The sequence below is a fragment of the Sphingomonas sp. Leaf22 genome (genome assembly GCF_001421715.1).
In the GTDB taxonomy this organism is placed as follows: domain Bacteria; phylum Pseudomonadota; class Alphaproteobacteria; order Sphingomonadales; family Sphingomonadaceae; genus Sphingomonas.
This window is the reverse complement of record NZ_LMKP01000034.1, coordinates 1-25,982: the sequence shown is the minus strand read 5'-3', so window position 1 is coordinate 25,982 and position 25,982 is coordinate 1. Positions and strand designations below refer to the sequence as shown.

At 66.8% G+C, this 25,982-nt stretch carries 32 protein-coding genes and 1 tRNA gene; 19 read left to right on the top strand and 14 right to left on the bottom strand.

Annotated features, from left to right (window positions below):
* The first annotated feature begins 139 nt into the window (after nucleotides 1-139).
* The 3 genes from ilvN (at nucleotide 140) to ASE70_RS12830 (ending at nucleotide 2,905) form a co-directional block, all read left to right on the top strand.
* Complete coding sequence (gene ilvN, locus ASE70_RS12840; protein WP_056505494.1) at nucleotides 140-655, top strand: acetolactate synthase small subunit; 516 nt, start codon at nucleotides 140-142, stop codon at nucleotides 653-655.
* A 125-nt stretch (nucleotides 656-780) separates the two neighbouring features.
* Nucleotides 781-1,800 carry a ketol-acid reductoisomerase gene (gene ilvC, locus ASE70_RS12835; RefSeq protein WP_056505492.1) on the top strand — a complete coding sequence of 340 codons (1,020 nt, stop codon included), beginning with the start codon at nucleotides 781-783 and terminating at the stop codon, nucleotides 1,798-1,800.
* A 499-nt stretch (nucleotides 1,801-2,299) separates the two neighbouring features.
* Nucleotides 2,300-2,905 carry a YceI family protein gene (locus tag ASE70_RS12830; RefSeq protein ID WP_056505486.1) on the top strand — a complete coding sequence of 202 codons (606 nt, stop codon included), beginning with the start codon at nucleotides 2,300-2,302 and terminating at the stop codon, nucleotides 2,903-2,905.
* Between the two features lie 18 nt (nucleotides 2,906-2,923).
* Here ASE70_RS12830 and ASE70_RS12825 read toward each other — a convergent pair whose 3' ends face one another.
* Nucleotides 2,924-3,307 carry a BLUF domain-containing protein gene (locus tag ASE70_RS12825; protein WP_056400898.1) on the bottom strand — a complete coding sequence of 128 codons (384 nt, stop codon included), beginning with the start codon at nucleotides 3,305-3,307 and terminating at the stop codon, nucleotides 2,924-2,926.
* A gap of 255 nt (nucleotides 3,308-3,562) precedes the next feature.
* On the opposite strand from ASE70_RS12825, the gene leuA reads away from it, so the two are divergent.
* Nucleotides 3,563-5,239: a 2-isopropylmalate synthase gene (leuA, locus tag ASE70_RS12820; RefSeq protein ID WP_056400901.1), complete on the top strand. Its 1,677-nt coding sequence runs from the start codon at nucleotides 3,563-3,565 to the stop codon at nucleotides 5,237-5,239.
* A 280-nt stretch (nucleotides 5,240-5,519) separates the two neighbouring features.
* Here leuA and ASE70_RS12815 read toward each other — a convergent pair whose 3' ends face one another.
* Together ASE70_RS12815 and ASE70_RS12810 are read right to left on the bottom strand one after the other, a co-directional pair.
* The gene (locus tag ASE70_RS12815; RefSeq protein ID WP_055761337.1) at nucleotides 5,520-5,792 is read right to left on the bottom strand and encodes an SWIB/MDM2 domain-containing protein; all 273 of its coding nucleotides are present in this window, start codon (nucleotides 5,790-5,792) and stop codon (nucleotides 5,520-5,522) included.
* Nucleotides 5,793-5,951: 159 nt separating this feature from the next.
* Nucleotides 5,952-8,603, bottom strand: coding sequence for a TonB-dependent receptor (locus tag ASE70_RS12810; RefSeq protein ID WP_056400902.1), 2,652 nt, complete (start codon nucleotides 8,601-8,603; stop codon nucleotides 5,952-5,954).
* Nucleotides 8,604-8,807: 204 nt separating this feature from the next.
* On the opposite strand from ASE70_RS12810, the gene folE reads away from it, so the two are divergent.
* The 4 genes from folE to ASE70_RS12790 all read left to right on the top strand — a co-directional run bounded on the left by folE (nucleotide 8,808) and on the right by ASE70_RS12790 (nucleotide 10,710).
* A complete protein-coding gene (gene folE / locus ASE70_RS12805; RefSeq protein ID WP_056505817.1) occupies nucleotides 8,808-9,431 on the top strand; it encodes a GTP cyclohydrolase I FolE in 624 nt (207 codons plus the stop codon).
* A gap of 34 nt (nucleotides 9,432-9,465) precedes the next feature.
* Nucleotides 9,466-10,011 carry a hypothetical protein gene (locus ASE70_RS12800; protein WP_056505483.1) on the top strand — a complete coding sequence of 182 codons (546 nt, stop codon included), beginning with the start codon at nucleotides 9,466-9,468 and terminating at the stop codon, nucleotides 10,009-10,011.
* A gap of 47 nt (nucleotides 10,012-10,058) precedes the next feature.
* Nucleotides 10,059-10,135 (top strand) — tRNA-Arg (locus ASE70_RS12795).
* An 86-nt stretch (nucleotides 10,136-10,221) separates the two neighbouring features.
* Nucleotides 10,222-10,710, top strand: coding sequence for a hypothetical protein (locus ASE70_RS12790; RefSeq protein ID WP_056505480.1), 489 nt, complete (start codon nucleotides 10,222-10,224; stop codon nucleotides 10,708-10,710).
* On the opposite strand, the gene ASE70_RS12785 is transcribed toward ASE70_RS12790, so the two are convergent.
* The 4 genes from ASE70_RS12785 to ASE70_RS12770 are packed head-to-tail and all read right to left on the bottom strand — an operon-like array spanning nucleotide 10,672 to nucleotide 12,938.
* The gene (locus tag ASE70_RS12785; RefSeq protein WP_056505477.1) at nucleotides 10,672-11,100 is read right to left on the bottom strand and encodes a DUF1178 family protein; all 429 of its coding nucleotides are present in this window, start codon (nucleotides 11,098-11,100) and stop codon (nucleotides 10,672-10,674) included. The genes ASE70_RS12790 and ASE70_RS12785 overlap by 39 nt on opposite strands.
* Entirely contained in the window at nucleotides 11,097-11,921 is an 825-nt protein-coding gene (locus tag ASE70_RS12780) for a carbon-nitrogen hydrolase family protein (protein WP_056505473.1), read from the bottom strand. The genes ASE70_RS12785 and ASE70_RS12780 overlap by 4 nt, the downstream gene beginning before the upstream one ends.
* Nucleotides 11,918-12,175 carry a glutaredoxin 3 gene (grxC, locus tag ASE70_RS12775; RefSeq protein WP_055994693.1) on the bottom strand — a complete coding sequence of 86 codons (258 nt, stop codon included), beginning with the start codon at nucleotides 12,173-12,175 and terminating at the stop codon, nucleotides 11,918-11,920. The genes ASE70_RS12780 and grxC overlap by 4 nt, the downstream gene beginning before the upstream one ends.
* Nucleotides 12,176-12,206: 31 nt before the next feature.
* A complete protein-coding gene (locus tag ASE70_RS12770) occupies nucleotides 12,207-12,938 on the bottom strand; it encodes a ComF family protein (protein WP_056401396.1) in 732 nt (243 codons plus the stop codon).
* A 43-nt stretch (nucleotides 12,939-12,981) separates the two neighbouring features.
* On the opposite strand from ASE70_RS12770, the gene ASE70_RS12765 reads away from it, so the two are divergent.
* The gene (locus ASE70_RS12765; protein WP_056505470.1) at nucleotides 12,982-13,812 is read left to right on the top strand and encodes a class I SAM-dependent methyltransferase; all 831 of its coding nucleotides are present in this window, start codon (nucleotides 12,982-12,984) and stop codon (nucleotides 13,810-13,812) included.
* A gap of 425 nt (nucleotides 13,813-14,237) precedes the next feature.
* Here the strand turns inward: ASE70_RS12765 and ASE70_RS12760 are convergent, their stop codons facing one another.
* Entirely contained in the window at nucleotides 14,238-14,624 is a 387-nt protein-coding gene (locus ASE70_RS12760; protein ID WP_056505467.1) for a (deoxy)nucleoside triphosphate pyrophosphohydrolase, read from the bottom strand.
* A gap of 83 nt (nucleotides 14,625-14,707) precedes the next feature.
* On the opposite strand from ASE70_RS12760, the gene ASE70_RS12755 reads away from it, so the two are divergent.
* Nucleotides 14,708-14,899, top strand: a complete 192-nt coding sequence (locus ASE70_RS12755; RefSeq protein ID WP_056505463.1) for a Flp family type IVb pilin — start codon at nucleotides 14,708-14,710, stop codon at nucleotides 14,897-14,899.
* 130 nt (nucleotides 14,900-15,029) lie between these two features.
* Entirely contained in the window at nucleotides 15,030-15,209 is a 180-nt protein-coding gene (locus tag ASE70_RS12750) for a Flp family type IVb pilin (RefSeq protein ID WP_055997017.1), read from the top strand.
* Between the two features lie 64 nt (nucleotides 15,210-15,273).
* Here ASE70_RS12750 and ASE70_RS12745 read toward each other — a convergent pair whose 3' ends face one another.
* The 4 genes from ASE70_RS12745 to ASE70_RS20445 are packed head-to-tail and all read right to left on the bottom strand — an operon-like array spanning nucleotide 15,274 to nucleotide 19,052.
* Nucleotides 15,274-16,221 (bottom strand): acetyl-CoA carboxylase carboxyltransferase subunit alpha, encoded by a 948-nt coding sequence (locus ASE70_RS12745; RefSeq protein ID WP_056505460.1) that lies wholly within the window; start codon nucleotides 16,219-16,221, stop codon nucleotides 15,274-15,276.
* 11 nt (nucleotides 16,222-16,232) lie between these two features.
* On the bottom strand, nucleotides 16,233-17,132 hold the full coding sequence (locus ASE70_RS12740) for a tyrosine-type recombinase/integrase (protein WP_156356249.1): 900 nt from the start codon (nucleotides 17,130-17,132) through the stop codon (nucleotides 16,233-16,235).
* A 5-nt stretch (nucleotides 17,133-17,137) separates the two neighbouring features.
* A complete protein-coding gene (locus ASE70_RS12735) occupies nucleotides 17,138-18,934 on the bottom strand; it encodes a hypothetical protein (RefSeq protein WP_056505457.1) in 1,797 nt (598 codons plus the stop codon).
* Nucleotides 18,915-19,052 (bottom strand): hypothetical protein, encoded by a 138-nt coding sequence (locus tag ASE70_RS20445; RefSeq protein ID WP_200909539.1) that lies wholly within the window; start codon nucleotides 19,050-19,052, stop codon nucleotides 18,915-18,917. The genes ASE70_RS12735 and ASE70_RS20445 overlap by 20 nt, the downstream gene beginning before the upstream one ends.
* Before the next feature lie 90 nt (nucleotides 19,053-19,142).
* Here ASE70_RS20445 and ASE70_RS12730 point away from each other — a divergent pair, with 90 nt between their 5' ends.
* The 4 genes from ASE70_RS12730 to ASE70_RS12720 all read left to right on the top strand — a co-directional run bounded on the left by ASE70_RS12730 (nucleotide 19,143) and on the right by ASE70_RS12720 (nucleotide 22,163).
* Entirely contained in the window at nucleotides 19,143-19,694 is a 552-nt protein-coding gene (locus ASE70_RS12730; protein WP_056505454.1) for a shikimate kinase, read from the top strand.
* Nucleotides 19,691-20,791 carry a 3-dehydroquinate synthase gene (aroB, locus tag ASE70_RS12725; protein WP_056505451.1) on the top strand — a complete coding sequence of 367 codons (1,101 nt, stop codon included), beginning with the start codon at nucleotides 19,691-19,693 and terminating at the stop codon, nucleotides 20,789-20,791. The genes ASE70_RS12730 and aroB overlap by 4 nt, the downstream gene beginning before the upstream one ends.
* Nucleotides 20,791-20,940, top strand: coding sequence for a DUF2256 domain-containing protein (locus ASE70_RS19300; RefSeq protein ID WP_082451014.1), 150 nt, complete (start codon nucleotides 20,791-20,793; stop codon nucleotides 20,938-20,940). The genes aroB and ASE70_RS19300 overlap by 1 nt, the downstream gene beginning before the upstream one ends.
* 65 nt (nucleotides 20,941-21,005) lie before the next feature.
* Nucleotides 21,006-22,163: a GGDEF domain-containing protein gene (locus tag ASE70_RS12720; protein ID WP_056505448.1), complete on the top strand. Its 1,158-nt coding sequence runs from the start codon at nucleotides 21,006-21,008 to the stop codon at nucleotides 22,161-22,163.
* A gap of 4 nt (nucleotides 22,164-22,167) precedes the next feature.
* On the opposite strand, the gene ASE70_RS12715 is transcribed toward ASE70_RS12720, so the two are convergent.
* Nucleotides 22,168-22,572: a hypothetical protein gene (locus ASE70_RS12715; RefSeq protein ID WP_082451013.1), complete on the bottom strand. Its 405-nt coding sequence runs from the start codon at nucleotides 22,570-22,572 to the stop codon at nucleotides 22,168-22,170.
* Nucleotides 22,573-22,681: 109 nt separating this feature from the next.
* Between ASE70_RS12715 and ASE70_RS12710 the strand changes: the two genes are divergently transcribed.
* From ASE70_RS12710 to moaC, 4 genes are read left to right on the top strand one after another with little or no spacing between them, the layout of a single operon-like run.
* The gene (locus ASE70_RS12710; RefSeq protein ID WP_056505442.1) at nucleotides 22,682-23,266 is read left to right on the top strand and encodes an anthranilate synthase component II; all 585 of its coding nucleotides are present in this window, start codon (nucleotides 22,682-22,684) and stop codon (nucleotides 23,264-23,266) included.
* Nucleotides 23,263-24,255 (top strand): anthranilate phosphoribosyltransferase, encoded by a 993-nt coding sequence (gene trpD / locus ASE70_RS12705; protein ID WP_056505439.1) that lies wholly within the window; start codon nucleotides 23,263-23,265, stop codon nucleotides 24,253-24,255. Before ASE70_RS12710 ends, trpD begins: the two co-directional genes overlap by 4 nt.
* Nucleotides 24,252-25,028: an indole-3-glycerol phosphate synthase TrpC gene (gene trpC / locus ASE70_RS12700; RefSeq protein ID WP_056505436.1), complete on the top strand. Its 777-nt coding sequence runs from the start codon at nucleotides 24,252-24,254 to the stop codon at nucleotides 25,026-25,028. Before trpD ends, trpC begins: the two co-directional genes overlap by 4 nt.
* Nucleotides 25,025-25,492 (top strand): cyclic pyranopterin monophosphate synthase MoaC, encoded by a 468-nt coding sequence (gene moaC, locus ASE70_RS12695; RefSeq protein ID WP_056505433.1) that lies wholly within the window; start codon nucleotides 25,025-25,027, stop codon nucleotides 25,490-25,492. Before trpC ends, moaC begins: the two co-directional genes overlap by 4 nt.
* A gap of 274 nt (nucleotides 25,493-25,766) precedes the next feature.
* On the opposite strand, the gene ASE70_RS20205 is transcribed toward moaC, so the two are convergent.
* The coding region (locus ASE70_RS20205; RefSeq protein ID WP_056505430.1) for an IS1 transposase at nucleotides 25,767-25,982 on the bottom strand (216 nt) is incomplete at its 5' end.

Here is a 25,982-nt window from a genome sequence, read left to right as displayed (position 1 = left end):
CCGGCACGGGGAGGGGGACCGAGACGCGAAGCGGCTTGGTGGAGGGGGAGTGCGGCAGGCGATAGCGTTGGTGGGGAACCCCCTCCACCACTCGCTGCGCGAGCGGTTCCCCTCCCCGTGCCGGGGAGGAATTTTCAGAATGCACATCAAGACCGAACAGACCGAACGGCACACGCTGGCCGTCCTCGTCGACAACGAACCCGGCATCCTCGCGCGCATCGCCGGGCTGTTCTCGGGCCGTGGCTATAATATCGAAAGCCTGACCGTGTCGGAAATCACCGCCGACAAGGCGGTTAGCCGCATCACCATCGTCACCAGCGCATCGCCGCCGGTGATGGAACAGATCATCGCCCAACTCGACCGGCTGGTGCCCGTCCACAAGGTCGTCGACCTGACCGTGCAGGGCGCGCATGTCGAGCGCGAGCTGGCGCTGGTCAAGGTCGTCGGCACCGGCGAGCATCGGATCGAGGCGTTGCGCTTGGCCGAAGTCTATCGCGCGCGCGTGGTCGATGCGACCGTGTCGAGTTTCGTGTTCGAGGTAACCGGATCGATCGAAAAGATCGACAAGTTCACCGAATTGATGGCCGAAGTCGGTCTGGTCGAGGTTGCTCGCACCGGCATCGCCGCCATCGCCCGCGGACGAGAGGCCGCCTGAAACCTATTCGCAACCATCCCGTCACCCCAGCGCAGGCTGAGCTCTCCGTCCGCAAGCGAGCGGTTCGCGGGACGAGCCCCCAGCCTTCGCTCGGGTGACGAACCTGATCTAAGAGGGAAATCATCATGCGTGTCTATTACGATCGCGACGCCGATCTGAACCTGATCTCGGACAAGAAGATCGCGATCCTCGGCTATGGGTCGCAAGGCCATGCCCATGCGCAGAACCTGCGCGATTCGGGCGTCAAGAACGTCGCCATTGCGCTGCGTCCGGGTTCGGCCAGCGCCGCCAAGGCTGAAGGTGCCGGTTTCAAGGTGATGCCGAATGCCGAGGCCGCCGCATGGGCCGACATCCTCATGATCCTCGCGCCCGACGAGCATCAGGCGGCGATCTATGCCGACGACATTCACGCGAACCTGAAGCCGGGATCGGCGCTCGCCTTCGCGCATGGCCTGAACGTCCATTTCGGCCTGATCGAGCCGCGTGCCGATGTCGACGTCATCATGATCGCGCCGAAGGGCCCCGGCCACACCGTGCGCAGCGAATATGTGAAGGGCGGCGGCGTGCCCTGCCTCGTCGCGATCCATCAGGATGCTTCGGGCAACGCGCACGACATCGCGCTCGCCTATGCGAGCGGCGTCGGCGGCGGTCGGTCGGGCATCATCGAAACCAACTTCCGCGAGGAATGCGAAACCGACCTGTTCGGTGAGCAGGCCGTGCTGTGCGGCGGCGTCACCCACCTGATCCAGGCCGGGTTCGAAACGCTGGTCGAGGCCGGCTACGCGCCGGAAATGGCTTATTTCGAATGCCTCCACGAAACCAAGCTGATCGTTGACCTGCTGTATGAGGGCGGCATCGCCAACATGCGCTATTCGATCTCGAACACCGCCGAATATGGCGACATCGTCACCGGCCCGCGTATCATCACTGACGAAACCAAGAAGGAAATGAAGCGAGTCCTCGCCGACATCCAGTCGGGCCGCTTCGTGAAGAATTTCGTCCTCGACAATCGCGCCGGTCAGCCCGAGCTGAAGGCGGCACGCAAGCAGGCGGCGGCGCATCCGATCGAGAAGACCGGTGCGGAGCTGCGCGCGATGATGCCGTGGATCGGTGCGAATAAGTTGGTCGATCAGACCAAGAACTAACGACGTTAGTTCGTACTGATCGGCCAACCGGCCGGCGCGACAAAGCCCGCCCTTCGGGGCGCGGCTTTGTCGCGACCGACGGGCGGGCGGGCGGGCCAGTGCCCCCTCCCTCGTCATTCCCGCGAAGGCGGAAATCCATAAACGCTACCGCCGCGGCTCCAGCACAAGCGCCGCGTGTATGGGTTCCCGCCTACGCGGGAACGACGGGTGACTTGCCGATATCGTTCGTCGTCCCGGCGGAGGCCGGGACCCATGGACACGGTAAGGTCGCGGATCGATCGACAGCCTCCGACACAATGGATTCCGGCCTACGCCGGAATGACGAGGTGCATAAGGCAACCTCCTTCACCCAAACCGGCGACATAGGTGCGGCCCGGACAGAGCACCCTCGCACGGCACCGAAACCGAAACCGATCGTTTCGCATCCAGTATTTGACCCGAAACGCTGCGCCACCGACAAAGGCGCATCGATTTTCGTCTCGACCGGAGAACATTTTCCATGCGCACGCCCCTGATCCTCGCCGCCGCCCTGTTCGCGGTTGCCGCCCCGACCGTCGCCCAGATGCCGGGTGCCCCCGACAAGGCCCGCGTCACCGCCGGCAACTACACCGTCGACACCGCCCATACGCAGGTCGCGTGGCAGGTCAACCATATGGGCTTCACGATGCTCGACGGCCTGTTCGGCGCGACCGGCGGCATGGCGACGATCGACCCCAAGAACCTCGCCGCCACCAAGGTAAGCATCGATTTCAACATCGCCGATTCGCTGACCGTCACCAGCCCGCAATTCGCGAACCACCTGAAGTCGAAGGATATCTTCGATGTGGCGACCTATCCGACCGCCAAGTTCGTCTCGACCCGCATCCAGCCGATGGGCGACCATTGGATGATGACCGGCAACCTGACGATCAAGGACCAGACGAAGCCGGTCCAGTTGACCGTCCGCTTCATGGGCGCGGGTGAGAATCCGATGAACAAGAAGAAGAATGTCGGTTTCACCGCCACCGGAAGCATCATGCGCAGCCAGTTCGGCCTCGGCTTTGCGGTGCCGGCGGTATCGGACAAGGTAGACTTGACCATCAACGCCGCGTTCGTCGCAGCCTGATCGGTCGGTGCGCGCGGTTCAGGCCGCGCGCATCCCGGCAAATCCTTCGAAGGTGCCGCGAACGCTGGGCGCGGCATGTTCGACCAGTTGCGCGACCTGCGCGACTGCACCGCCCTTGCCGTCATCGGCGGCCATGGCCCAATCCCCGAACTCGCGCGCCTCGACCGGGCGTCGCGACAGCACCACAAGCGCGAAATGACGTGGATCGGTCGCGATTCGTGCATAGGCCGCCTCGACCTTCGCCGGATCTCCCTCCAGCGCCTGCAGGAAGCGCCGGCCCTTGGCGTGGAGCAGGCCGGTGATCCCGTCGCGGCGATTATTGCGGCGCGACTTGGCGAGAATATCGTCGAGGTCGACCGTCAGCCCGTTGCGCGCGGTACTGACGTAGATCAATTGCAGCATGACGCTCCGGTAGATTGCCCGTACATTGCGTCTGCGGTAGCCGATCAAATCTTACCAACCGGTATCGGCACCATCGGCTCTGGACTTTCAAACCGCTTTTGCCCACAGACGCGCCATGGTCCGCGCATTCGCCAACCAGCTGCGACTTAGCCGCCCTTAGGGCCGGATCGCACGCGCGTGCGCCTGTCCTGAGGGAGTATCGAACCTTTCGGCAGATACCGGCGCCCCCGCGCCAAATACAGGCTAGACCACGATATGTTGCGCGATCCTTCGACCAAATACCGCCCCTTCCCCACCGTCGACCTGCCCGACCGCCAATGGCCGTCGCGCACGATCACGCGCGCGCCACGCTGGCTGTCGACCGATCTGCGCGACGGCAATCAGGCGCTGATCGACCCGATGGGCGCGGAGAAGAAGAACCGCTTCTTCGACCTGTTGTTGAAGGTCGGTCTGAAGGAGATCGAGGTCGGTTTCCCGTCGGCGGGCGCGACCGAGTTCGATTTCATCTCGGGGCTGGTCCGGCAGGATCGCATTCCCGACGACGTATGGGTGCAGGTGCTGACCCAGTCGCGCCGCGACCTGATCGAACGCAGCTTCGAAAGCCTCGATGGTGCGAAGCAGGCGATCGTTCACCTGTACAATGCGGTCAGCCCGGCATGGCGGCGGATCGTGTTCGGCATGGAACGTCCCGAGGTGAAGGCGATCGCGGTTGCCGGTGCCAAGGTGCTGCGCGACGAAGCCGCCAAACGCCCGAACACCGACTGGCGGTTCGAATACAGCCCCGAGACCTTTTCGACCGCCGAACTGGATTTCTCGGTCGAGGTGTGTGCGGCGGTGATGGAGGTGTTGCAGCCGACCCCCGACTGCCCGCTGATCCTGAACCTGCCCGCGACGGTCGAGGCAGCGACGCCCAATGTCTATGCCGACCAGATCGAATGGTTCTGTCGCAACGTGCCGAACCGCGACAGCGTCGTCATCTCGCTGCACACCCATAACGATCGCGGCACCGGCGTCGCGGCCGCCGAACTGGGGCTGATGGCCGGGGCCGACCGGGTCGAGGGCTGTCTGCTCGGCAATGGCGAGCGGACCGGCAATTGCGATCTCGTGACCGTCGCGCTGAACCTCTACACCCAGGGCGTCGACCCGCAACTGACCCTGTCGGACATCGACGAGGTCGTGAACACGGTCAATTACTGCACCAACCTGCCCGTCCATCCGCGCACTCCCTATGCCGGGGATCTGGTGTTCACCGCCTTTTCGGGCAGCCATCAGGATGCGATCAAGAAGGGGATGGCGGCACAGGCGGTGCGCAACGACGGCCTGTGGGAAGTGCCCTATCTGCCGATCGACCCCGCCGATCTCGGCCGCAGCTACGAAGCGGTGATCCGCGTCAATTCGCAGTCGGGCAAGGGCGGCGTGGCGTGGGTGCTGGAACAGGACAAGGGCCTGAAACTGCCCAAGCGGTTGCAGGCAGATTTCAGCCGCCATGTGCAGGCGATGGCCGATGCGCTTGGCCGCGAACTGAACGCCGCCGACATCTGGACGGCATTCCACGACGCGTATCTGCCGCAGGGCAAGGATCGCTATGCGCTGATCGACTATGCCGAGACCCATGCACCGGGCGGCGGACCACCGCGCACGTTCGTCGGCCGGGTCCGGCTGGACGGTGAGGAACGATCGATTTCGGGCAAGGGCAATGGCCTGTTGTCGGGCCTGCTCGCGGCACTGCGCGAAGAAGGCGGGATCGACATGGACGTGATCGATTACAGCGAGCATGCGATCGGCCATGGTGCCGATGCGCAGGCCGCGGCCTATCTCGAATGCAGCCTGCCCGGTGGCCGGCGCGTGTTCGGCGTCGGCATCGACGGCGACGTCGCGACCGCCACGGTCCGCGCGGCGCTCAGCGCGGCCAACGCGGTGGCGCGGGGCTGAATTTGACTGCAACGACCTTGTTCTCGCACGGCGGGGACAGGGTCGAACCGGCGTCAGAAGACGATCCGCGCCCGCGCCGGCACCCTGTCCATGGCGGCGACGATCGCGAACGCGCTGTATCCTGTTGCGGATGGGCCCGGCACGTTCATGACATAAATGAACGCGGGTGTTCCCGATATCGACACCGCGACACATTGTCCCCAAACCAAAAACGCCGCCCGGCATCGACCGGACGGCGTCTGGTTCGTAACGGCGGCACCGGATATGGTGCCAGCCTGCGTTACTTCATGTGTGCGCTGAGCAGCTTGTTCATTTCGAACATCGAGCACGACTTCTTGCCGAACAGCTTTTCGAGCGTCTCGTCGGCCAAAATCTCGCGCTTGTCCTTCGGGTTCTGAAGGTCGTGCTTCTTGATGTATTCCCACATCTTGCTGACGACTTCGCTGCGGGGCAGCGGATCGGAGCCGGTGATCTTCGCCAGATCGGCCGACGGCGTCACCGGCTTCGCGATTCCGCCCCGGGCGCCGCCGGTCGTCGTGGTTTCCTTGGCCATAGTAGTTCTCCTATCCCCCTGCAGGGCCGCACCCTGTGGGCACGGCAGACCGGTGGTTATGCAAGGTTACGAAGCGGTTGTCGCGGGGGAAAAGCGACAAACCGCACCGTCCACCCTGCGAAATCACGCTCGCAACCGCGTAACCCGCGTCGACTGCGCTCAGAACCCAAACCGGGCGCGCACACCGTAGAGTCGTGGCATCGCCGGGTACACCCCATAAGTGCCGGTCTGTTCCGGAATCGCGAAGCCCGAAATATTGTAATACTGGTTCGTGATATTCTCGACGAAGAATTCCAGTTGCTTGCGGCGATCGTCGGTCGCGATGCCGATCTTGCCGTTCAGCAGCGGATAGCCGTCATTGCCGACCGTGGTCGTGCCGGTGCCGTCGCGGACGATCGACACGTCGCTGTTGTAGCGCATATCGACATGGAACAGCGCGTTGAGCGTGCCGGTCAGGCGCGGTTGCCATGTCGCCGCGACCGTCACGACGTTTCGCGGCTGGTTCAGGAACTGCCGCCCCTGCTGGTTCTGCAACGGGGTACCGCTGAAGTCGTTATCGGCATCGTAGGACGCATCGAGCAGCGTGTAGCCCAGCCGGAAGGTCAGATCCCGGATCGGCTGGATCAGCGACTCCAGCTCGACCCCCTTGGCCGTCGACCGCGGCACGTTCTGCACCACGAAGCTGTTGCCGGCGAAAATCAGCGACTGGAGCCCCTTGAACTTCTGATAGAAGAACGCGGCGTTGAACGAGAATTGGCGGGTGACGCTGGTCTTGAACCCCAGTTCGTAGCTGTCGACGGTTTCGGCTCCGAATTCCAGATCGGTCGCCTGTGCCCCGTCGCCGCCCAGCACCGTCGTGTCGAAGCTCGCCTGATCGAGGTTGTAGCCACCCGATTTGAAGCCGCGGTCATAGCTGGCATAGCCGAGAATGTCGGGCGTCAGCTTGTAGGCCAGCTTGGCCGTGCCGGTCAGTCGGCTTTCCGAACGATCGTGCGTGTAGTTGCCGTTGAATTCGCTCGACACCGCCGGGTTGCAGCTGAGCAGGAACAGGTTCTGGAACAGCGCCGGGCTCGCCGTGCGGATCGCGTTGCGATAGGTGACCGCGCGCGGATCGTTGCCGAGGAAGAAGCCGCACGCCGACGGGTTGCTGTTGACGCTCGCCGCCAGTTCCTTGCGCTCGTAATTATAGCGCAGGCCCAGCGTCAGCGAGAGCTGATCGGTGATGTTGACGATATTGTGCGTGAACAGCGCAAACGCGTTGGTATCGACCTGGAAATCGTCGTTGTTGTTGCCCTGTCCGGCGACATTCGGGGTCAGCGGCGTGTTCAGATAGGTGAACAGCGCCGATCCGGGCGGGGCCGCCGCCTGCAATTGCGGGCTCTGCGCATAGAGCAGCTGCCCGAACAGCGGCACCGTCCCCGTGGGCAACGCTGCGCCGCCCCGCAATGCGGTCACCAGCTGGGTAAAGGTCGGCACGTTGAAACTGCCGAAGAACTGCGCCTGTCGCCCGATCCCGCCGGCCGAAGCCGGTTGCCCCAGCACGCCGGCCAGCAGCGTATCGACATAGCGGTTGGCGTCGTTGCCCAGCCGCACCGTATCGCGCAGCTGGAGCTTTTCGTTCAGGTAGAAGCCGCCGACGAGGAAATCGAGCTTCCCGTCGAACAACTGGCCCTGCAACCGCACTTCCTGGGTAATGTCACGCAGCGACGAGCGATAGCCGTCGCGATAGGCGCGATCGATGCCCGAATAATCGATGTCCTGATTCCGCAGCACCCGGAAATCGCGATAGGCGCTGATCGAGGTCAGCTTCAGGTCGCCGATATCGGCGTTGATCTCGCCCGACACACCCCAGTCGCGGACCGCCTCGCCATAGTCGCGGTTGGGCGATGCGGCCATGCGCCGGTCAGACGGCGCACCGGTATAGATGCCGATGCGACCCTGTTGCGCGGCGATCGCCTGAATCGCCGGGGCCGTCGCTCCGCGCGTCCCGCTGACCACGCCGCAGCATTGTTCGTCGGTCTTGTAATAATCGCCGATCAGCCGGAAGCTGAACGCCGAGGTGTCGTACAGCGCCTGGCCGCGGACGTACCAGCGGTTGATGTCGTTGAACGCGCGGTCGGAATTGACGTCCTCGATATAGCCGTCTCGCTTGCGATAGCCGCCGTCGAGGCGCAGCGCGAGCTGTTCGGATACCGGCCCGGTCAACGCACCTTTCAGTTCATAAGCGTCGAAGTTGCCATACTCGCCCTCGACATAGCCACCGAGATCGAATTTCGGCAGCGCCGTCGTCACCGACAGCGCACCCGCCGAGGTATTGCGCCCGAACAGCGTCCCCTGCGGTCCGCGCAGCACTTCGACGCGCTCGACCTCGGGCAGTTCGGCGATGGCGATGCCCGCGCGCGAACGGAACACGCCGTCGATGAACACGCCGACTGCCGGTTCGAACCCCGGATTGTCGCCCGCCGTGCCGACACCGCGGATCGACAGCGACGTCGATACCGCCGACGACTGGCCGGTGGTCGTCTGGAGCGACGGCGCAAGCTGTTCGAGGCCGCGAATGTCGCGGATGCCGGCATCGTCGAGCAACTGCGCATTCACCGCGGTCACGGCGATCGGCACGTCCTGAATCGGTTCGGCGCGGCGGTTGGCGGTGACGATGATCTCGTTGCCCCAATCGTCGTCGGCGGTGGTCGTACCTTCCGACTGGACGGCAGCGGGTGCGGTCGCGGGCGTCGCAGTCTGCGCGATCGTCGGGCTGGCCCCGGCGACCATCGAGAGAGCGGTTGCGGCCAGCAATTGGAACTTCGTCATGACATCCCCTCCTCCGCGCTGCCGATATCGGTCCGGCTAATGCAGTTGGCATTTGGTGACGGAGCATCTATCCCGCGTCAACGGGCAACCTGCATCCCACGCAGCTTTTATCGGCGAACGGGTATGGAAACCACAGTCGCACCGCCGCAGGGATTTCATGCGGCGGATGCGAACATGTTCGAATATCGGGAATGGACGACGACGATGTGTGACGCGAATGACGATGCCGCGACCGACGACTTGGTGGCATCGCCGCCGAAAATTCCCGTGCCCGATGACGTCGTGGAGGCGATCCGCACCCTGATCCGCTGGACCGGCGAGGACCCGACCCGCGAAGGCCTGATCGAAACCCCGCTGCGCGTCGCGCGTGCGTGGCGCGAATATACGCAGGGCTACAGCGACGATCCCGCCCGTCATCTCGAACGCGTGTTCGAGGAAGTCGGCGGCTATGACGAGATCGTCCTGCTGCGCGACATTCCGTTCCAGTCGCATTGCGAACACCATATGGCACCGATCGTCGGCAAGGCGCACATCGCCTATCTGCCCCGCGATCACGTCGTCGGCATTTCGAAGCTGGCGCGCGTGCTGCACGGCTATGCCCGGCGGTTGCAGGTGCAGGAACGCCTGACTGCCGAGGTCGCCGACTGCATCTGGAACGGCCTGAAACCGCGCGGCGTCGCGGTGGTGATCGAGGCGACGCATGGCTGCATGACCGCGCGCGGCGTGCGCACGCCCGGTGTCACCATGACCACCAGCCGCATGATGGGCGTGTTCCGCGACGACGAACGCAGCCGCAAGGAAGTGCTGGCACTCATCGGGCGCGGCTGACGGAACGGGAGCGACCAGCCGACGTTTGCGCAGGATGAACCGTTGCATTGCCCTGCTGATCCCGCTGGCGCTCACCGCCTGTTCGGCCGAACCGCCCGCCTCCACTAATGCGACGCAGGCGGCGATGCCGGTCGGGTCGCTCGGCGGCGTCGATCCGGCGGCGGGCAATACGGCCGTGTCGACGCGCGGCGTGCCGACCTCGCCGGCGGTCCATCCGGCGTCCGAATTGCAACCGCTGGTCCATGACGATCTGAAGGACAAGGATTTGCTCGGTTCGGGTTGCGCCTTCCGCGCCGGTGCTGACGCGCCGACACTGTTGATGGTCCGCGACGAAGGCGACGGGCTGGTCAAATATAACAAGCGCTTCCACCGCATCACCGCCGCCACGCCGGGCCGGGAGGCGATAGAAGTCGGCGCGATCCTTGCCGGCGACGGCGTGTCGTTCACCCTTGCCCGTCAACCGGGCGATACCATGCCATCGGGGGGATCGTCCCGCGCATGGCCCGCGACGCTGACGATGCGCACCGCCGACAGCGGCGAGCGCATCTATCGCGACGGTCGCTGGGAATGCGGCAGCTGATCGCCGGGCGTTGCGTCATCAGCGATGGCATTCTACAGCGCGTCAATGGCCTCGTAGCTCAGCTGGACAGAGCGCCGCTTTCCTAAAGCGGGCGTCGGGGGTTCGAGTCCCTCCGAGGCCACCAGTCATCGTCCACGATCCGCTGCGGTCGGCGAACCGGGTGCAACCGTCGCGATATTGCCCTGATCCTGCCGCCGGCTGGAGCCGGCCATGCACGACCGGCCCGACATGGTCCTGCCGGAAACGATACGATCGATCGCCAGCCGCAGCGGGTGCAAATGGGGCTGGCGACCGGACGCGATACCGCAGGTGATCGATGCCGCCGAACAGGCAGGCCTGCTCAATATTGGTGGCCAATTGCAGTTCCGCCTGCCGGGAGCCACGTGCGAATGCTATTGGGTCGAGGTCGACGCGGTGGCGCAGGAACCAAGGGGCCTGCGCTGGACCGAACGCGTCGCGCGCGCCGCCACCGTCGCCCGACAGCAGTTTGCCGACATCGGCAATCGGTACGACTTCCTTTCAGAAGGGCGCGACGCATTCCCCGCTGCGTTTCACGCCTATGAGGCCAGTGGCGGCAACCTCGGCGACTGCCTCTGGTTCATCTGGTACCTCAAAGCCGACCGAACCCGACCGACCGACATCCGTTCGCGCGTGCTTGGGTTAATTCGCGCGTTCCGGCGGCACGACCGGCAACAGTAACGGCGCGACCGGTACGCCGTCCTCGACCAGCGCCTTCGCCTCGGCGCGGGTCGCCTGTCCGTGGATCGTGGCCGGTTCGGCATCGCCGACATGCATCGCCCGCGCGCGATCGGCAAAGGCGGTACCGACCCATTCGCTGTTCGACAGCGCCGCCTGTTGCGCCTGCGCCAAAGCCTGCAACGCCGCCTTCATCGCCTCGGGCGGCGGTCCGGCGGAGCGGTCGCCTTTCGGGCTGATATTGGGAGCCATCACCGCCTTCTCGATCGTCGCGTCGTCGCAGAACGCACAGCGGATCAGCCCCTGCGCGCGTTGATCGGCATAAGCACCGCTCGATGCGAACCACGCCTCGAACACATGCGCATTGCCACAGCGCAGGTCGAACACGATCACGCGACGGTACCGACCGGCGGGATCGCCCGGCGATGCGCCAGCACCGGTATCCGCGCGCGCACCGCATCGACCTGCGCCGGATCGATATCGACGAACCCGACCCCTGCCGCCTCACCCATGTCGAGCAGCACCTTGCCCCAGGCATCGATCACCAGCGAATGACCGAAGGTCGTGCGGCCGTCGGCATGCTGCCCGGTCTGTGCCGCGGCGACGACGAACGCCCCGGCCTCGATCGCCCGCGCGCGCAGCAGCACATGCCAATGCGCCTGTCCGGTCGGCACGGTGAATGCCGCCGGCACCGACAGCAACGTCGCACCGGCATCGGCCAGGGCCCGGAACAGATCGGCGAAGCGCAGATCGTAACAGATCGCCAGCCCGACCTGCCCGACCGGCGTGGCGACGACGCTGGCGCTGTCGCCCGGCGCATAGCTGACCGATTCGCGCCAGCTTTCGCCGGTCGGCAGCGTCACGTCGAACAGATGCAGTTTGTCGTACCGCGCCCGGATCGCGCCGGCCGGGTCGATCATATAGCCGCGATTGGCGAGCCGCCCGTCGGCCAGCCGGATCGCCAGCGACCCGAGATGCACCCAGATGCCCGCTTGTGCCGCCGCCGTGCGGACCGCCCGCAATACCGGATCGGCGTCCTCGGTCGCGATCGACGCGGCGGCACGGTCGCGATCACGGTCGATCAGCCCCGACATTTCGGGGGTGAACAGCATCGCCGCGCCGCCCGCCGCCGCCCGTTCGATCGCATCCAACAGCACCGCTGCATTGGCGTGCGGGTCGATCCCCGCCGTCATCTGAAGCAGTGCGAGCTTCATGCGTTCAGCAGCGCGTCCAGCTTGCCCGCCCGTTCCAGCGCCGCCAGATCGTCCGACCCGCCGACATGGGTATCGCCGACGAAGATCTGCGGCACCGTCGTCCGGCCGTTCGACCGCGCCAGCATCTCCTGCCGCTGCGGCCCGCCCATGGTGATGTCGATCTCTTCATAGGCTGCGCCCTTTTCATCGAGCAGCCGCTTGGCGCGCGTGCAATAGGGGCAGAATGCCTTGGTGTAGATGAGGATACTGGTCATGACGCTGAGGTGTGACCGGCGATCGGGCTTGTCAATCGTCCGCACCGACGACCCGTGCCCAGCACAGGATCGTGACGCGCGATGCACCTGCCGCGCGCAGCACCTTGGAACAGGCCGCCGCCGTCGCGCCGCTGGTGTGGACGTCGTCGATCAGGACCACCGACTGACCGGCGACCGACGCCGGATCGACCATGACGAACGCGCCGCGCACCGCCTGCGCACGCTTGCGGCCGTTCATGCCTTTCAGCGGTGGGGTGGCGCGGGTTCGCCGCAACACGTCGCGCGCGACCGGCACGCCCGACAGTCGCGACAATCCGGCGGCGATCAACAGTGCCTGATTATAGCCGCGCGTCCACAACCGCCGCCGGTGCAGCGGCACCGGCACGAGCAGCGTCGCATCGTTCGTCAGATGGCGGTGCATCAACCGCGCCATCGTCGTCGCCAGCGCCAGCCGCCCGCCATATTTCAGCTTCAGCGCGACATCGCGCGCCACCGGGCCATAGGCGACGGCGGCGCGCAGCCCGTCATGCGCCGGCGGACGGACGAGGCACGGCGCACATCGCAGGTCCGGCCCCCGATCGATCGCGAACGGCGCGCCGCAGGTGGCGCAGGCCGGATCGCCCAGAAAGCGCAACGCCGACCAGCATCCCGCACAGAACCGATGGTCCGCCTCGACCACCTCGCCACAGCCCGGACAGCGTGGCGGCAGCGCCAGCGCGACCAGCCGGGTCAGTGCGGCGACGGGGGCGCGGGCGAGCAGCATCGCCCCCTTGTCGCCGCCCACGCCACCCGGCACAAGCGGCCGCGTGACCGCCCCCGACCTCTTTGCCCGCCACCGCCGACGCCTGCACCGCGACCGCGCCCAGCCCGGCTTCGCGCGCGCCGACTTCCTGCATCGCTACATGCTGGAGGGGATCGAGGATCGGTTGCAGGCGGTGACCCGCCAGTTCACCGACGTGCTCGACCTCGGCTGCCACGATGCCGCGTTCGCCCCCCCGCCCGGCACCCGCATCGCGCGACTCGATCCGGGCTTCGCCTTTGCCCGGGCGGCGGGCGGCGTGCAGGGGGACGAGGATCGGCTGCCATTCGCCGATAATGCCTTCGATCTGGTGGTGTCGGTCGGGGTGCTGGACGGCGTCAACGACCTGCCCGGCGCGCTGACGCTGGTCCGGCGGACGCTGCGCCCAGACGGTCTGTTCCTCGCCGCCTTTACCGGCGGGCGGACGCTATCGACCCTGCGCCAGTCGCTGCTGACCGCCGAGGCCGATCGCCCGGCGGCGCGGGTCCATCCGCAGATCGACCTGCGGTCGGCGGGCGACCTGCTGGTCCGGGCCGGCTTTGCCCTGCCGGTCGCCGATTCGGAAACGCTGACGGTGCGCTATGCCGGCATGGGCAAGCTGGTCGACGATCTGCGCGGCATGGGTGCGACCGGCCTGCTCGAGCCGGCGCCGCTCGGCCGGACCGGCCTGATGGCGGCGGCCAGCGCCTTTGCCGATCGCGCCGAGGCCGATGGCCGGACCACCGAGCAGTTCGAGGTGATCTACCTGACCGGCTGGGCCCCCGCCCCCAGCCAGCCGCAACCGGCCCGTCGCGGCAGCGCCACCGCCTCGCTCGCGGACACGCTGCGGCCCAGATAACGTGGGGTCGATCGACATTCAGTTCGCTGGGCGCAGGAATAGCGTTCGATCCCTTTCGTCACTCCCGCGCAGGCGGGAGTCCATATACGCCAGCGTCGCGCATCGAGCCGAACCGTCGGCGTCTATGGATTCCCGCCTGCGCGGGAAGGACGAAATTCCGTGGCTATCGCTGAATGTCGATCGGTCATAGGCGGGATCGACATTCAGTAAGGTTTCGACTTCTCCCCTCCCTGACAAGAGCGTCGGGCCGGTCATGCCCTCGGCATGACCCAAACAGTGCGGGGCACTGTTTACCCGAAGCTGGGTCGGGGGTGGGTTGGCCCGCGGGGGAGCGACTCGCCAGCCACAGACCGACCCACCCCCAGCCCCTCCCTTGTCAGGGAGGGGAGCAGTTCGCTGGCTTGACAGCCGAATGTCGATCCGGCCTAGACAAGCGCTTCGAGCAGGCCGATCAGCGGCCGGTCGGCGGGTGGCATGGCCAGCGCGTGCAACTGCACCGGCCGCAGCCATCGCAGCGCGGTTGCGTGGCGTGCGACCGGCATCCCCTGCCATTTGCGCAGGGCGTAGAGCAGCAGCAGCAGATGCCGATCGCCCAGCGGTTCGCTGGCAAAGGCGGCGGGCGCGAGGCAGCTGTGATCGACGACGATGCCCAGTTCCTCGTCCAGTTCGCGGACCAGCGCCGCCTCCGGCGTCTCGCCGGGTTCGATCTTGCCGCCGGGAAATTCCCACAGACCCGCCATCGCCGTTCCGGGCGGGCGTTGCTGGACCAGCACGCGGCCATCGCCGTCGATCATCGCGGCGGCGGTCACCATCAGGAAACTGGAGTTCGGTGTCGACAATTTCTTAACCTCGTGCGCCGTAGGGGTCGGTCCGGTCATAGCGGAGTAGGTGATCCATGCGATGCACGCTGCGCCTGTTGCGCGGTCTTTGGCGGGATCGACGCGGGGCCACCGCCATCGAATATGGCATCCTCCTCGCCATGATCGCCATCGCGATCTCTGCCGCCGTCGCCGGGCTGGGCGATGTGAACGGCGGCATCTGGAATGGCGTCGCGACCAACATCATCGCGCACAGCCGGATCGGTTAACCATCAAAATATCGCCGGTAACCGTTCTGCTTAAAACTTTATCAACCGAGTTCTTCCTACTGTTCGCATGCTGACCGGGCATCGTCCGAACGGCCGGGAAATTGAAGCACGCAGAACCATGGAGACCCAGATGCAGAAGATCCGCACCTTCCTGAAGAACAGCAAGGGCGCCACCGCGATCGAATACGGCCTGATCGCCGCGCTGATCGCCGTTGCCGCCATCACCGCCATGCAGGGTCTGGGCAATCAGCTCAGCAAGACCTTCAACAACGTTTCGGGCCAGATGGGCGCGACGAAGGCCGGCGGCTGATCTCAGCCATCACCGGATGCAAGGGGGCGGCGGGACTTCGGTTCCGCCGCCCTTTTGTTTGGTATTACAGCCGGCCCATCTTCAGGAACTTCTGACGCCGTGCCTGCCGCAGCGACGCGGCTTCCATCCCCGACAGGTCGCCCAGCGCCTGATCGATCGCATCGCCCAGCGCCGTGATCGCCGCATCCCTGTCGCGATGCGCCGCGCCCAGCGGTTCGGATACGATCCGGTCGATGACGCCCAGCGACTTCAGGTCCTGCGCGGTCACCCGCATCGCCTCGGCCGCTTCGGGTGCCTTGTCGGCGGTGCGCCACAGGATCGACGCGCACCCCTCGGGCGAGATCACCGAATAGACCGCATGCTCCATCATCAGCACGACATTGCCCGCCGCCAGCGCGATGGCACCACCCGATCCGCCTTCGCCGAGAATCGCCGACACCATCGGCACGCCGAGGTTCAGCGCCGCCTCGGTCGACCGCGCGATCGCCTCCGCCTGTCCGCGCTCCTCGGCCTGGATGCCGGGAAACGCGCCCGACGTGTCGACCAGCGTCACCACCGGCAGGCCGAACCGGTCGGCCAGCTGCATCAGCCGGATCGCCTTGCGATAGCCCTCGGGCTTGCCCATGCCGAAATTGTGGTGCAGCCGGCTGGCGGTATCGTCGCCCTTTTCATGCCCGATCACCATGACCTTGCGGCCCCGCAACCGGCCCATCCCGCCAAGGATCGCCGAGTCGTCGGCAAAGGCGCGGTCGCCGCCCAGCGGCATGAAATCCTCGATCAGCCCGGCGACATAATGTTTGAAGTGCGGCCGCTCGGGATGCCGGGCGACCTGCGTCTTCTGCCACGGGGTCAATCTGGTATAGGTTTCGCGCAGCAGCCGGTCGGACTTGGTCTGCAACCGCCCGATTTCGGTAGCGATGTCGAGCTCGCCGTCCGCGGCGGTATCGCGCAGTTCGTCGATCCGCGCCTGCAATTCGGCGATGGGTTTTTCGAAATCAAGGAAGCTTGCCATGGGTCCGCGCCCTATGGCCGTGTCCGCCCGGCGTCAATCAGCGGGTGGAGTTCGCTCACCAGCCGGACCAGCCGCCACGCATCGACATGGGTATAGATTTCGGTGGTCGCGATATCGGCATGGCCCAGCATCGCCTGCAACGCGCGCAGGTCCGCGCCGCCCTCCAGCAGGTGGGTCGCAAAGGCGTGACGCAGCACGTGCGGGCTGATCCGGTCGGGCGATATCCCCGCCTCTCCGGCCAGCGCCCGCACGATCTGATACAGCCGCATCCGGCTCAGATGCGACTTGCCCGACGGGAACAGCCACGGGCTGGCCGCGGGCACGTGTGCACGCCAGCGAACGACGGCGGCGCGCGCGCGGTCCGACAGCGGCACCATCCGCTCCCGCCCGCCCTTCCCCTTCAGGATCAGATAGGGCCGGTCCGACACGATCGCCCCGCGCGGCAGCGACACCAGTTCGGTCGCGCGCAGGCCCGATCCATAGAGCAGCTCGAACAGTGCCGACAGGCGCAGGTCGTTGCGATCGGGTGGCACCCGGGCGATCCGCGCGTCGATCGCAGCGAACATCGCCTCGATATCGCCGGCCGACAGCGTCTTGGGCAGCGGCCGCGACGTGCCCGGCCTGGGCAGCGCGCTCCCCGGATCGTCGGCGCGCAACCCTTCTTCGGCAAGGAAGGCGTAAAACCGCCGCAGCGCCGACGCCTTGCGCGCCACGGTCGATTTGGCGAGCGTCGCCCAACCGTCGGCCAGCCGCCCGATGGCGGCGGCATCCGCTTCGGCCAGAGCCCCGCCCAACGTCTCCGACGCCAGCGACAAATCGGTGCGATAGGCTGCGACGGTATTGCGCGCCGCCCCCGCCTCCGCCGCCATCATTTCGAGGAAGCGGTCGATCAGCACCCGATCGCCGCCGATGCCGCTCACGTCCGCGCGATCGCCTCGGCGGCGATCATCCGCGCCTCGCCCTCACGCCCCGCCGCCCGCAGCGCCGCGACGATGTGGAACAGCGCCACCGGCGACACGCCGCGCCAGTCGCGCGTCTGCATGCCGGTCGCGGCCAGCAACAGGACGGTGCCGGCTTCCCCGCGCACCCCCGACCGGTCGATCGCATCGGTCCAGGCGTTGCGCGCACCGATCGCGACGTTCAGGTCGCGGGCCAGCCCCTGCACCTGATCCTGCGGCAACCGCCCGAGGCCCGCCAGCCCAGCGAACAGCAACTGACCCTTGCGCCCGTTCTGACCGGCATAGTCCGACACGGCCCCCACCGCGACCGACCGACCCATCGGATCGGCAAGTGCCAGCATCGCCCAGCCGTCGCTGCCAACCGGCACCACCGAACGCCAGCGCAGCGCCGGCAGGTCGAGCCCCGCGGTCAGCATCGATGCGATCAGCGAATCGGCATCGGCGACATGATCGGCCACCGGCGCGATCATCGCCGCCGCCCGCGCGGTCAGCACCCGCCGGGCATGGCCGAGCGGCGAGGTCGCCGCCGGTTCCCAGAACTGCCGCAACACCGCCAGCCGTGCGTCGTCGCTACCGGTAAAGGCGGTCCGCAAATCGGTGGCGAGCGCGCTTTGCGAACTGCTGGCATCCTCATCAGTCAGCAATTGCGCATACAGGTCGACCAGCGCCTCGCTGGACAACACCCCCTGCGCCGCCGCGAACTCGCCATCGGTCAGCCGGACGTTGGGCGCGAATTGCGGCGCGGTGGCATGCCAGTAGCGGACCTGCGGCCCGACTCCGTCGAACATCGCGGGCGGCACCGGCGTCGCGCTGGCGGCGGCCATGCCATAGCGCCATGCCGTCAACCGGTCGACGCCGTCCCATTCGATCGTCGCCGCCCGGCGACCCTGCGCGCCCTTGCCGACCAGCTTTTCCGCCAGCGCGACGTCGATCGCGCCGCCGCCCGGTGCCTGTCGCCGCGCCTGATCGACGATCCGCCCGGCCTCGCGCGGCTGCCCCGACAGGCCGAGGCAGACGGCGTTCGCCAGTCGCCAGCCGCGCTCGTTCGAAACCCGCATCGCCGGCTGGACCAGCGGGCACAGCCCCGCCGGATCGCCGGTCGCCAGCAGCGACTGCATCGCGATCTGGTATAATTTGGGCGTGTAGTTGTCGATATCGACCGACTGGACCAGCGCGCGCGCCGCGGGTGCTTCGCCCATGCGGACCAGCAGCCATGCACGTTCGGCGGCGAAGTCCGCGCCGTCGACGCCGGTCGGCGTGTCGAGATCGGCGACCAGCGCGCGGCGAAGCGCGATCGAGACCCAGCGCGACGCGACCGGCGCATCGAGCGCGCGCATGATCCGTTCCAGCCACGGACCGTCGACCGCGCCGAACGCATCGCGCGCGAAATCGCTGCCCTGTCCGGCAATGCCGATATTGTTCAGCGACCGGCGGGCGAAGTCAGGCAATTCATATTGCCTGAGCGCCGCAGCATCGATCGGCACCGTCGATGCCGATGGCGTGGGCGTCGGGGTCGGCGGCGCGCCGGGGACGCCCGGCAAGGGCTGAACGATCGGCGCGGGCGGCGCGAAGTTCGGTCCGCCCGGCACCGCCGATCCACTGGGGCGGGGGGTCGGCGTCGGCGCGGGCGCATCGCCGAACCCCGGCGGCAACAGCGATTCGGGCACGTCCTGCCCGATCGCCGGTACCGCGATAGCGATCAGCGCCGCGGCCGCGACGCCGATCCGCAACCGGTCAGTTCGCGAGATTTTCAAGCGAGACCGCCTTTTCGATCTGGGTCGGCTGCTGCTCGGTCGACCGCCCCGCCAGCAGGAACATGCCCGCGATCAGCGCGACCACGACGACGAGAAGAATGACAAGCGAACGCGACATGGATCAAATCGTCCCGGTAATTTGGGTCGGACAAAGATGGCGAAGCGCCTTTTGCCCGATCGGTTGGGCGGCTGTATAGCCCATCGTTCAATGCTGCAAATTCAAGAATCCATCCCCCAACCGCCGCCGCCCTGGACCGGGCGTCCGATCGTCCTGATCGGGTTGATGGGCGTCGGTAAATCCACCGTGGGCCGGCGTCTGGCCCAGCGGATGAAGCTCGATTTCGTCGATGCCGATCACGAGATCGAACATGCCGCCGGCATGACCATCGCCGAAATCTTCGAACGGTTCGGTGAAGCGCATTTCCGCGACGGCGAACGCCGCGTCATCGCCCGCCTGATCGATGGTACGCCCAAGATCATCGCAACCGGCGGCGGTGCGTTCATGCAGGAGGAGACCCGGACGCTGATCCTCGACCAGTCGCTGGCGATCTGGCTCGACGCCTCGCCCGACATCCTCGCCGAACGGGTCCGCCGCCGCGACACCCGCCCGCTGCTGCGCGGAAAGGACCCCCGCAAAATGCTGACCGAACTCGCCCGCGTTCGCAATCCGGTCTACGCGCTTGCACCGATCCATATCGTCAGCCAGCACGCACCGCACGACGCCACCGTCTCCGCGATCCTGAAAGCCATCGGCCAATGACCGTCATCCCCGTCGCGCTTGGCGACCGCAGCTACGACATCGTGATCGAGGACGGGGTGCTCGCCCGTGCCGGCGAATATCTCGGCCCCATCGCGCGCGGACGGCGGATGGTGATCGTCGCCGACGCCAATGTGCCGATGCATCTGGCGACGCTGCGCGATTCGCTGTCGGCGGCCGGCGTGGACAGCGAAGCGATCGAGATCGCGGCAGGGGAAGGGTCGAAGAGCTGGGCGACGCTCGAACGCCTGCTCGATTCGCTCCTCGCGCTGGGGATCGAGCGCGGCGACCATATCGTCGCGCTGGGCGGCGGCGTGATCGGCGATCTGGTCGGTTTTGCAGCGGCGATCCTGAAGCGCGGCTGCGGCTTCGTACAGGTGCCGACGACCTTGCTGGCGCAGGTCGATTCGTCGGTCGGGGGCAAGACGGGGATCAACACCCGCGCCGGCAAGAATCTGGTCGGTGCCTTTCATCAGCCGGCCCTCGTCCTGATCGACCCGACGACGCTCGACACGCTGCCGCCGCGCGAAGTGCGCGCGGGCTATGCCGAGGTCGTCAAATACGGCCTGATCGACGACCCCGACTTCTTTGCATGGTGCGAGGCGAATGGCGCGGCCTTGCTGGCCGGCGACCCCGCCGCCCGTGCCCATGCCATCGCCCGCTCGGTATCGGCCAAGGCGCGGATCGTCGGAGCCGACGAACGCGAGACGACCGGCACCCGCGCGCTGCTCAATCTCGGCCACACTTTCGGCCATGCGCTGGAGGCGGAGGCCGGCTTCGACGGATCGCTGCTGCATGGAGAGGGCGTTGCCGCCGGCATGGCGCTGGCCTTCGCCTATTCCGCCGAACAGGGATGGTGCAGCCGGCAGGATGCCGATCGCGTCGCCGCGCACCTGCGCGCCGCCGGCCTGCCCGACGGCCTTGCCGCCGCCCGCATCGCCGTATCGGGCGAGGCGCTGGTCGCGCACATGCTCCACGACAAGAAACGCGAGGGCGGCACGCTGCCCTTCCTGCTCGCGCGCGGCATCGGCCGGACCTATCTCGATCGTTCGGTCGATCTGGATCAGGTCGCCGCGTTCCTGAACCGTCAGCCCCGCTGATGCCGCAGGGCATCGCCAAGCGGGACCTCCCGACCAAGATCTGCCCGGTGTGCGAACGCCCCTTTGCGTGGCGCAAGAAATGGGCACGCGACTGGGACAATGTCGTTTATTGTTCAGACCGTTGTCGCCGTACGGGAACCCCGCGTTAACGCGATCGAAGGCGCGATAGGATATCTGGCGACGCTCCTGATAGTTACAGCGCGGGTCGGTCGTCATGGATCATCAACGAAGGGCGCGGCTCAGCGGTGACTGCAAGGCGGTTGCCTGGCTCGTCGACCCGACGACCGACATTCCCCTCGATGCCCGACCGCTCCTGTACGGCGCGCTGCTGGCCGCACCGGGCGTCGTCATCGCCGGCTTGCTCAGCAGCCTCCTGATTACCGTTGCCGCCGCCATTCGCACCGGGCTGCCGCAATTCTGGATCTTCGCCGCGATCGACGTCGCGCTGCTGCTGCTCCGCCTGCGTGCGGTCCACCGCTGCCAGCATCATTTCCGGGCGGGGACGCTCCCGACGATCGATCGATCGGTCCTGCTGACGATCGCCTGGTGCGCGTTGCAGGGTATCATCGCCTTCGCCATCGGGCTGACCGGCGATCTGGCGATGATCGTCATCGTGACCGCCTTCATCCTCGGCCTCGTCGCACCGATTTGTGCGCGTAACCACACTGCGCCGCGACTCGCGGTGACGCTGGTCATGCTGTGCGATGTTCCGTTCAAGATCGGACTGGCCCTGACCGGGCATCCGATCCTCTGGATCCTGATCCCGTTGTCGCTTCCCTTGCTGGCCAGTATCCGCGTCCTGCTGCGCAACTTCACCACGCTCCTTGCCGAATCGCTCAACGCCGCCGAACGCAGCCGCCTGCTGGCGGGGCATGATCCGCTGACCGGGCTCGCCAATCGCTATGACCTCGACGCGCAACTGGCGCGGCTGACCGCATCGCCCGACCGGCCGCTGGCGCTGCTGTGTCTCGATCTCGACCGGTTCAAGCCGATCAACGACCGTTTCGGCCATGCCGTCGGCGATGCGGTGCTGGTCGGTGTCGCCGAACGGCTGCACGCGGTGGCGGGGGAACCGGCACTGATCGTGCGGCTGGGCGGCGACGAGTTCCTGCTCGCCGTCCCCGGCCTGTCGCCCGGGCAGGCGCATTCGCTTGCCGAACGGATTACCGACGCGGTTTCCGGGCACGACTATGCCCTCGACTGCCGCGGACCGATCGCGGTCGGGGTCAGCATCGGCTATGCCTGCTTCCCCGACGACGCGACCTCGATCGCCGCCCTGCGCACCCGCGCCGACCATGCGCTGTACGCCGCCAAACGCGCCGGCGGGGTCCGACGGTACGATCCACAGGCGGCGCTCACCGACGCCGCCTGACGGCTCAGCGGACGCCGCCGCCCGCCGACTGCTGCTGACGCCGCTCGGCGAACCACTGGCGCAGCATCGCCTGGGTACAGCCGGTCTGGCCACCGGTACCGATCACCGAGCAGCTGTTGGGCCGCGTTGCCCGTGCCGCTTCCATCGCGAAGTCGGCCCGCTGTGCCCAGCTCGCATCCGCCGACCGCTGCGACGGGGGATCACGGAAGCGCTTGGGGATGCGATAGCGTTCGTTTTCGTTCAGCCGGGCGCACACCACGATCTCGTCGTCGCCATCGGGCTTCGGACATTGCTCGTCACCATAGACGGTTGCGTTGCGCACCCGTTGCGGCGGATCGGCCGGCGCGTCCTGCGCGATCGCCGGACCCGCGATCGCCAATGCCAGTCCTGCCAAAACCCAACGCGTCATCGTCACTCTCCTCGCTCCCGGTCATAACCGCCGTCCCGGATGAGCGTAGGCTGAACGCACCGCACGTTCGGGACGTTGCACGCACGCCGCTACACGCTATGGCGGTGCCATGATCCTCGTCATCGACAATTACGACAGCTTTACCTGGAACCTCGTCCATTACCTGATGGAACTGGGTGTCGAGGTTCGCGTCGAGCGCAACGACGCGATGACCGCCGCCGACGCGCTTGCCAGCAACGCGCACGGTTTCCTGATCTCGCCCGGCCCCTGCACCCCGACCGAAGCGGGCATTTCGCTCGACCTCGTCGCGGCGTGCGCCGAAGCGCGCCGGCCCCTGCTCGGCGTCTGCCTCGGTCATCAGGCGATCGGCCAGCATTTCGGGGGAAAGGTCGTGCGCGGCGGGTTGATGCATGGCAAGACCTGTCCGGTCGAGCATGACGGCACCGGCGTGTTCGAAGGATTGCCCTCGCCCTTCACCGCCACCCGCTATCACTCGCTGATCGTCACCGAGATTCCCGACTGCCTCGCCGTCAACGCGACCGCGTCCGACGCCAGCGTCATGGGGCTGCGCCACCGCGAGTTGCCGATCCACGGCGTACAGTTCCACCCCGAAAGCATCGCCACCGAACATGGCCACGCCATGCTCGCCAACTTCCTGAAGCATGCCGGCTTGGCCGCGACGATGCCCGCATGACCGTCACCACCCTGCTCCCCGACCCGTCGACACCGCTCAGCCACCAAAACGCGGCCGAGGCGTTCGCCGCGATCCTGGACGGCACGGTCGGCGACGATGCCATCGCCACCTTCCTGACCGACCTCGCCATCCGCGGCGAAACCAGCATCGAGATCGCCGAGGCCGCGCGCGCGCTGCGCGAACGGATGATTCCGATCGCCCCCGTCGCCAACGCGATCGACGTCTGCGGCACCGGCGGCGACGGCCACCACACGCTCAACGTCTCGACCGCCGTCAGCCTCGTCGTCGCGGCGTCCGGCGTGCCCGTCGCCAAGCATGGCAACCGCGCCGCTTCCAGCAAGGCCGGGGCCGCCGACACGCTCGAAGCGCTCGGGCTCGACATGACGCTGGCCGGTGCGATGGCCGAATCCAGCCTGCGCGATATCGGCATCGCCTTCCTCTTCGCCGCGAACCACCATCCGGCGATGCGGCGCATCACCCCGATCCGCCAGCGCATCGGCCGTCGCACCATCTTCAACCTGATGGGGCCGCTCGCCAATCCGGCCCGCACCACCCGTCAGCTGATCGGCATCGCCCGCCCCGACTATGCGGCGGTCTATGCCGAAGCGATGGAGCTGCTCGGTGCCGAAACCGCGCTGATCGTGTCGGGGGAGGAAGGGCTCGACGAAATTTCGGGTGCCGGCCCGACCATCGTCGTGCCGGTCGGCATGACCATGGCCGACCGCATCGTCCCCGAAGACGCCGGCCTGCCCCGCCATCCGATCAGCGCGATCCGGGGTGGCGACGCCGCGCATAACGCCGCCGCGCTGCGTGCGCTGCTGAGGGGCGAAAAGAGCGCGTATCGCGACGCGGTGCTGCTCAACGCCGCCGCCGCGCTGCTCGTCGCCGACGCCGCCGCCGACCTGCGCGACGGAGCCGAACGCGCCGCCGACACCATCGATAGCGGCGCGGCCGACCGCCTGCTCGACCAATGGATCGCCTACGCATGACGATGCTCGACACCATCCTCGCCACCAAGCGGAGCGAGGTCGCCGCCCGCAGCGCCCGCGCCAGCATCGCCGATCTCGACGCCCGCGCCAGCGAACGCACCGCGCCACGCGGCTTCCGCGCCGCGCTCGACGCCAAACCCGGCCACGCACTGATCGCCGAGATCAAGAAGGCCAGCCCGTCCAAGGGACTGATCCGCCCCGATTTCGATCCGCCGGCCCATGCCCGCGCCTATCAGACCGGTGGCGCGGCCTGCCTGTCGGTGCTGACCGATATCGACTATTTTCAGGGTGCCGACGACTATCTGGTCGCGGCCCGTGCCGCCTGCGACCTGCCGGTCCTGCGCAAGGACTTCAACGTCGATCCGTGGCAGGTGGCCGAGGCGCGCGCGCTCGGGGCCGATGCGATCCTCATCATCGTCGCCGCCCTGTCGGACGCGCAGATGACCGAGATCGAAGCCGCAGCGATCGAACGCGACATGGACGTGCTGGTCGAGGTCCACGACCGCGCCGAACTGGAGCGGGCACTCGCCCTCCAGTCGCGCCTTATCGGGGTAAACAACCGCAATCTGAAAGACTTCTCGGTAAGTTTTGACCGAACCTATGAGCTGGTCGATCACGCCCCGGCGGGCTGCACCTTCGTTGCCGAAAGCGGGCTGAGCACGCGCGCCGATCTTGACGCGATGGCCGAACACGGCGTCCGCTGCTTCCTGATCGGCGAGGCGCTGATGCGGCATCACGATGTCGAAGCGGCGACCCGCGCGATGATCGGATGAGCCTCACCCATCTCGACGCCGACGGCAGCGCGCATATGGTCGATGTCGGCGGCAAGGCGGTGACGCAGCGCGTCGCCGTCGCCACCGGTCGCATCACCATGTCGGCCAAGGCACTGGCCGCGATCCGCGACGGGCTGGTCAAGAAGGGCGACGTCCTCGCCGTCGCCCGCGTCGCCGGCATCATGGCCGCCAAGCGCACCAGCGACCTGATCCCGCTCTGCCACCCCCTGCCATTGACCAAGGCGTCGATCGAATTCGCATTCGAGCAAACCGCGATCCGCGTCCACGCAACCGCCGCGACCGACGGCAAGACCGGCGTGGAAATGGAAGCGTTGACCGCAGCTTCCACTGCATTGCTGACGATTTATGACATGGCAAAAGCGATCGACAAGACGATGGTGATCGACGGTATTTGCGTGCTGGAAAAGCAGGGCGGCAAGTCCGGAGACTGGGTTCGGGGGTAATAGGCAGGCGCGATATGCCACCTGCCGATCACCCTTCGTTAAAGCACTACCGCCCCGCCCCCCCCCCACACAAACGTCGACCCCGGCTCCAACGAGACGTTGGCGAAAGTCGCAAGCTTGGCCAAGAACGAGCCGTACCCCCGCCTACGCGGGGAGTGTTCACGTCGGACTCTGTAGGCGTTTTCTGGCGAGGAAGATGTCGAGGGTGATCTCGAGCATCTGTTGGGTCTTGGAGGCGCGTTTGGTTCGGCGGTTGAAGCGNCGCGGGGAGTGTTCACGTCGGACTCTGTAGGCGTTTTCTGGCGAGGAAGATGTCGAGGGTGATCTCGAGCATCTGTTGGGTCTTGGAGGCGCGTTTGGTTCGGCGGTTGAAGCGSGCCAGCATGTCGYGGAACGAGGCGTTGGACGATTCGATCAGATGCGTCTGCGCCTTGGTCTGCTGGTGGGGTTCGGGCGCGCCGATCCGCGCAAAGGCGAGGTGGTAGCAGGA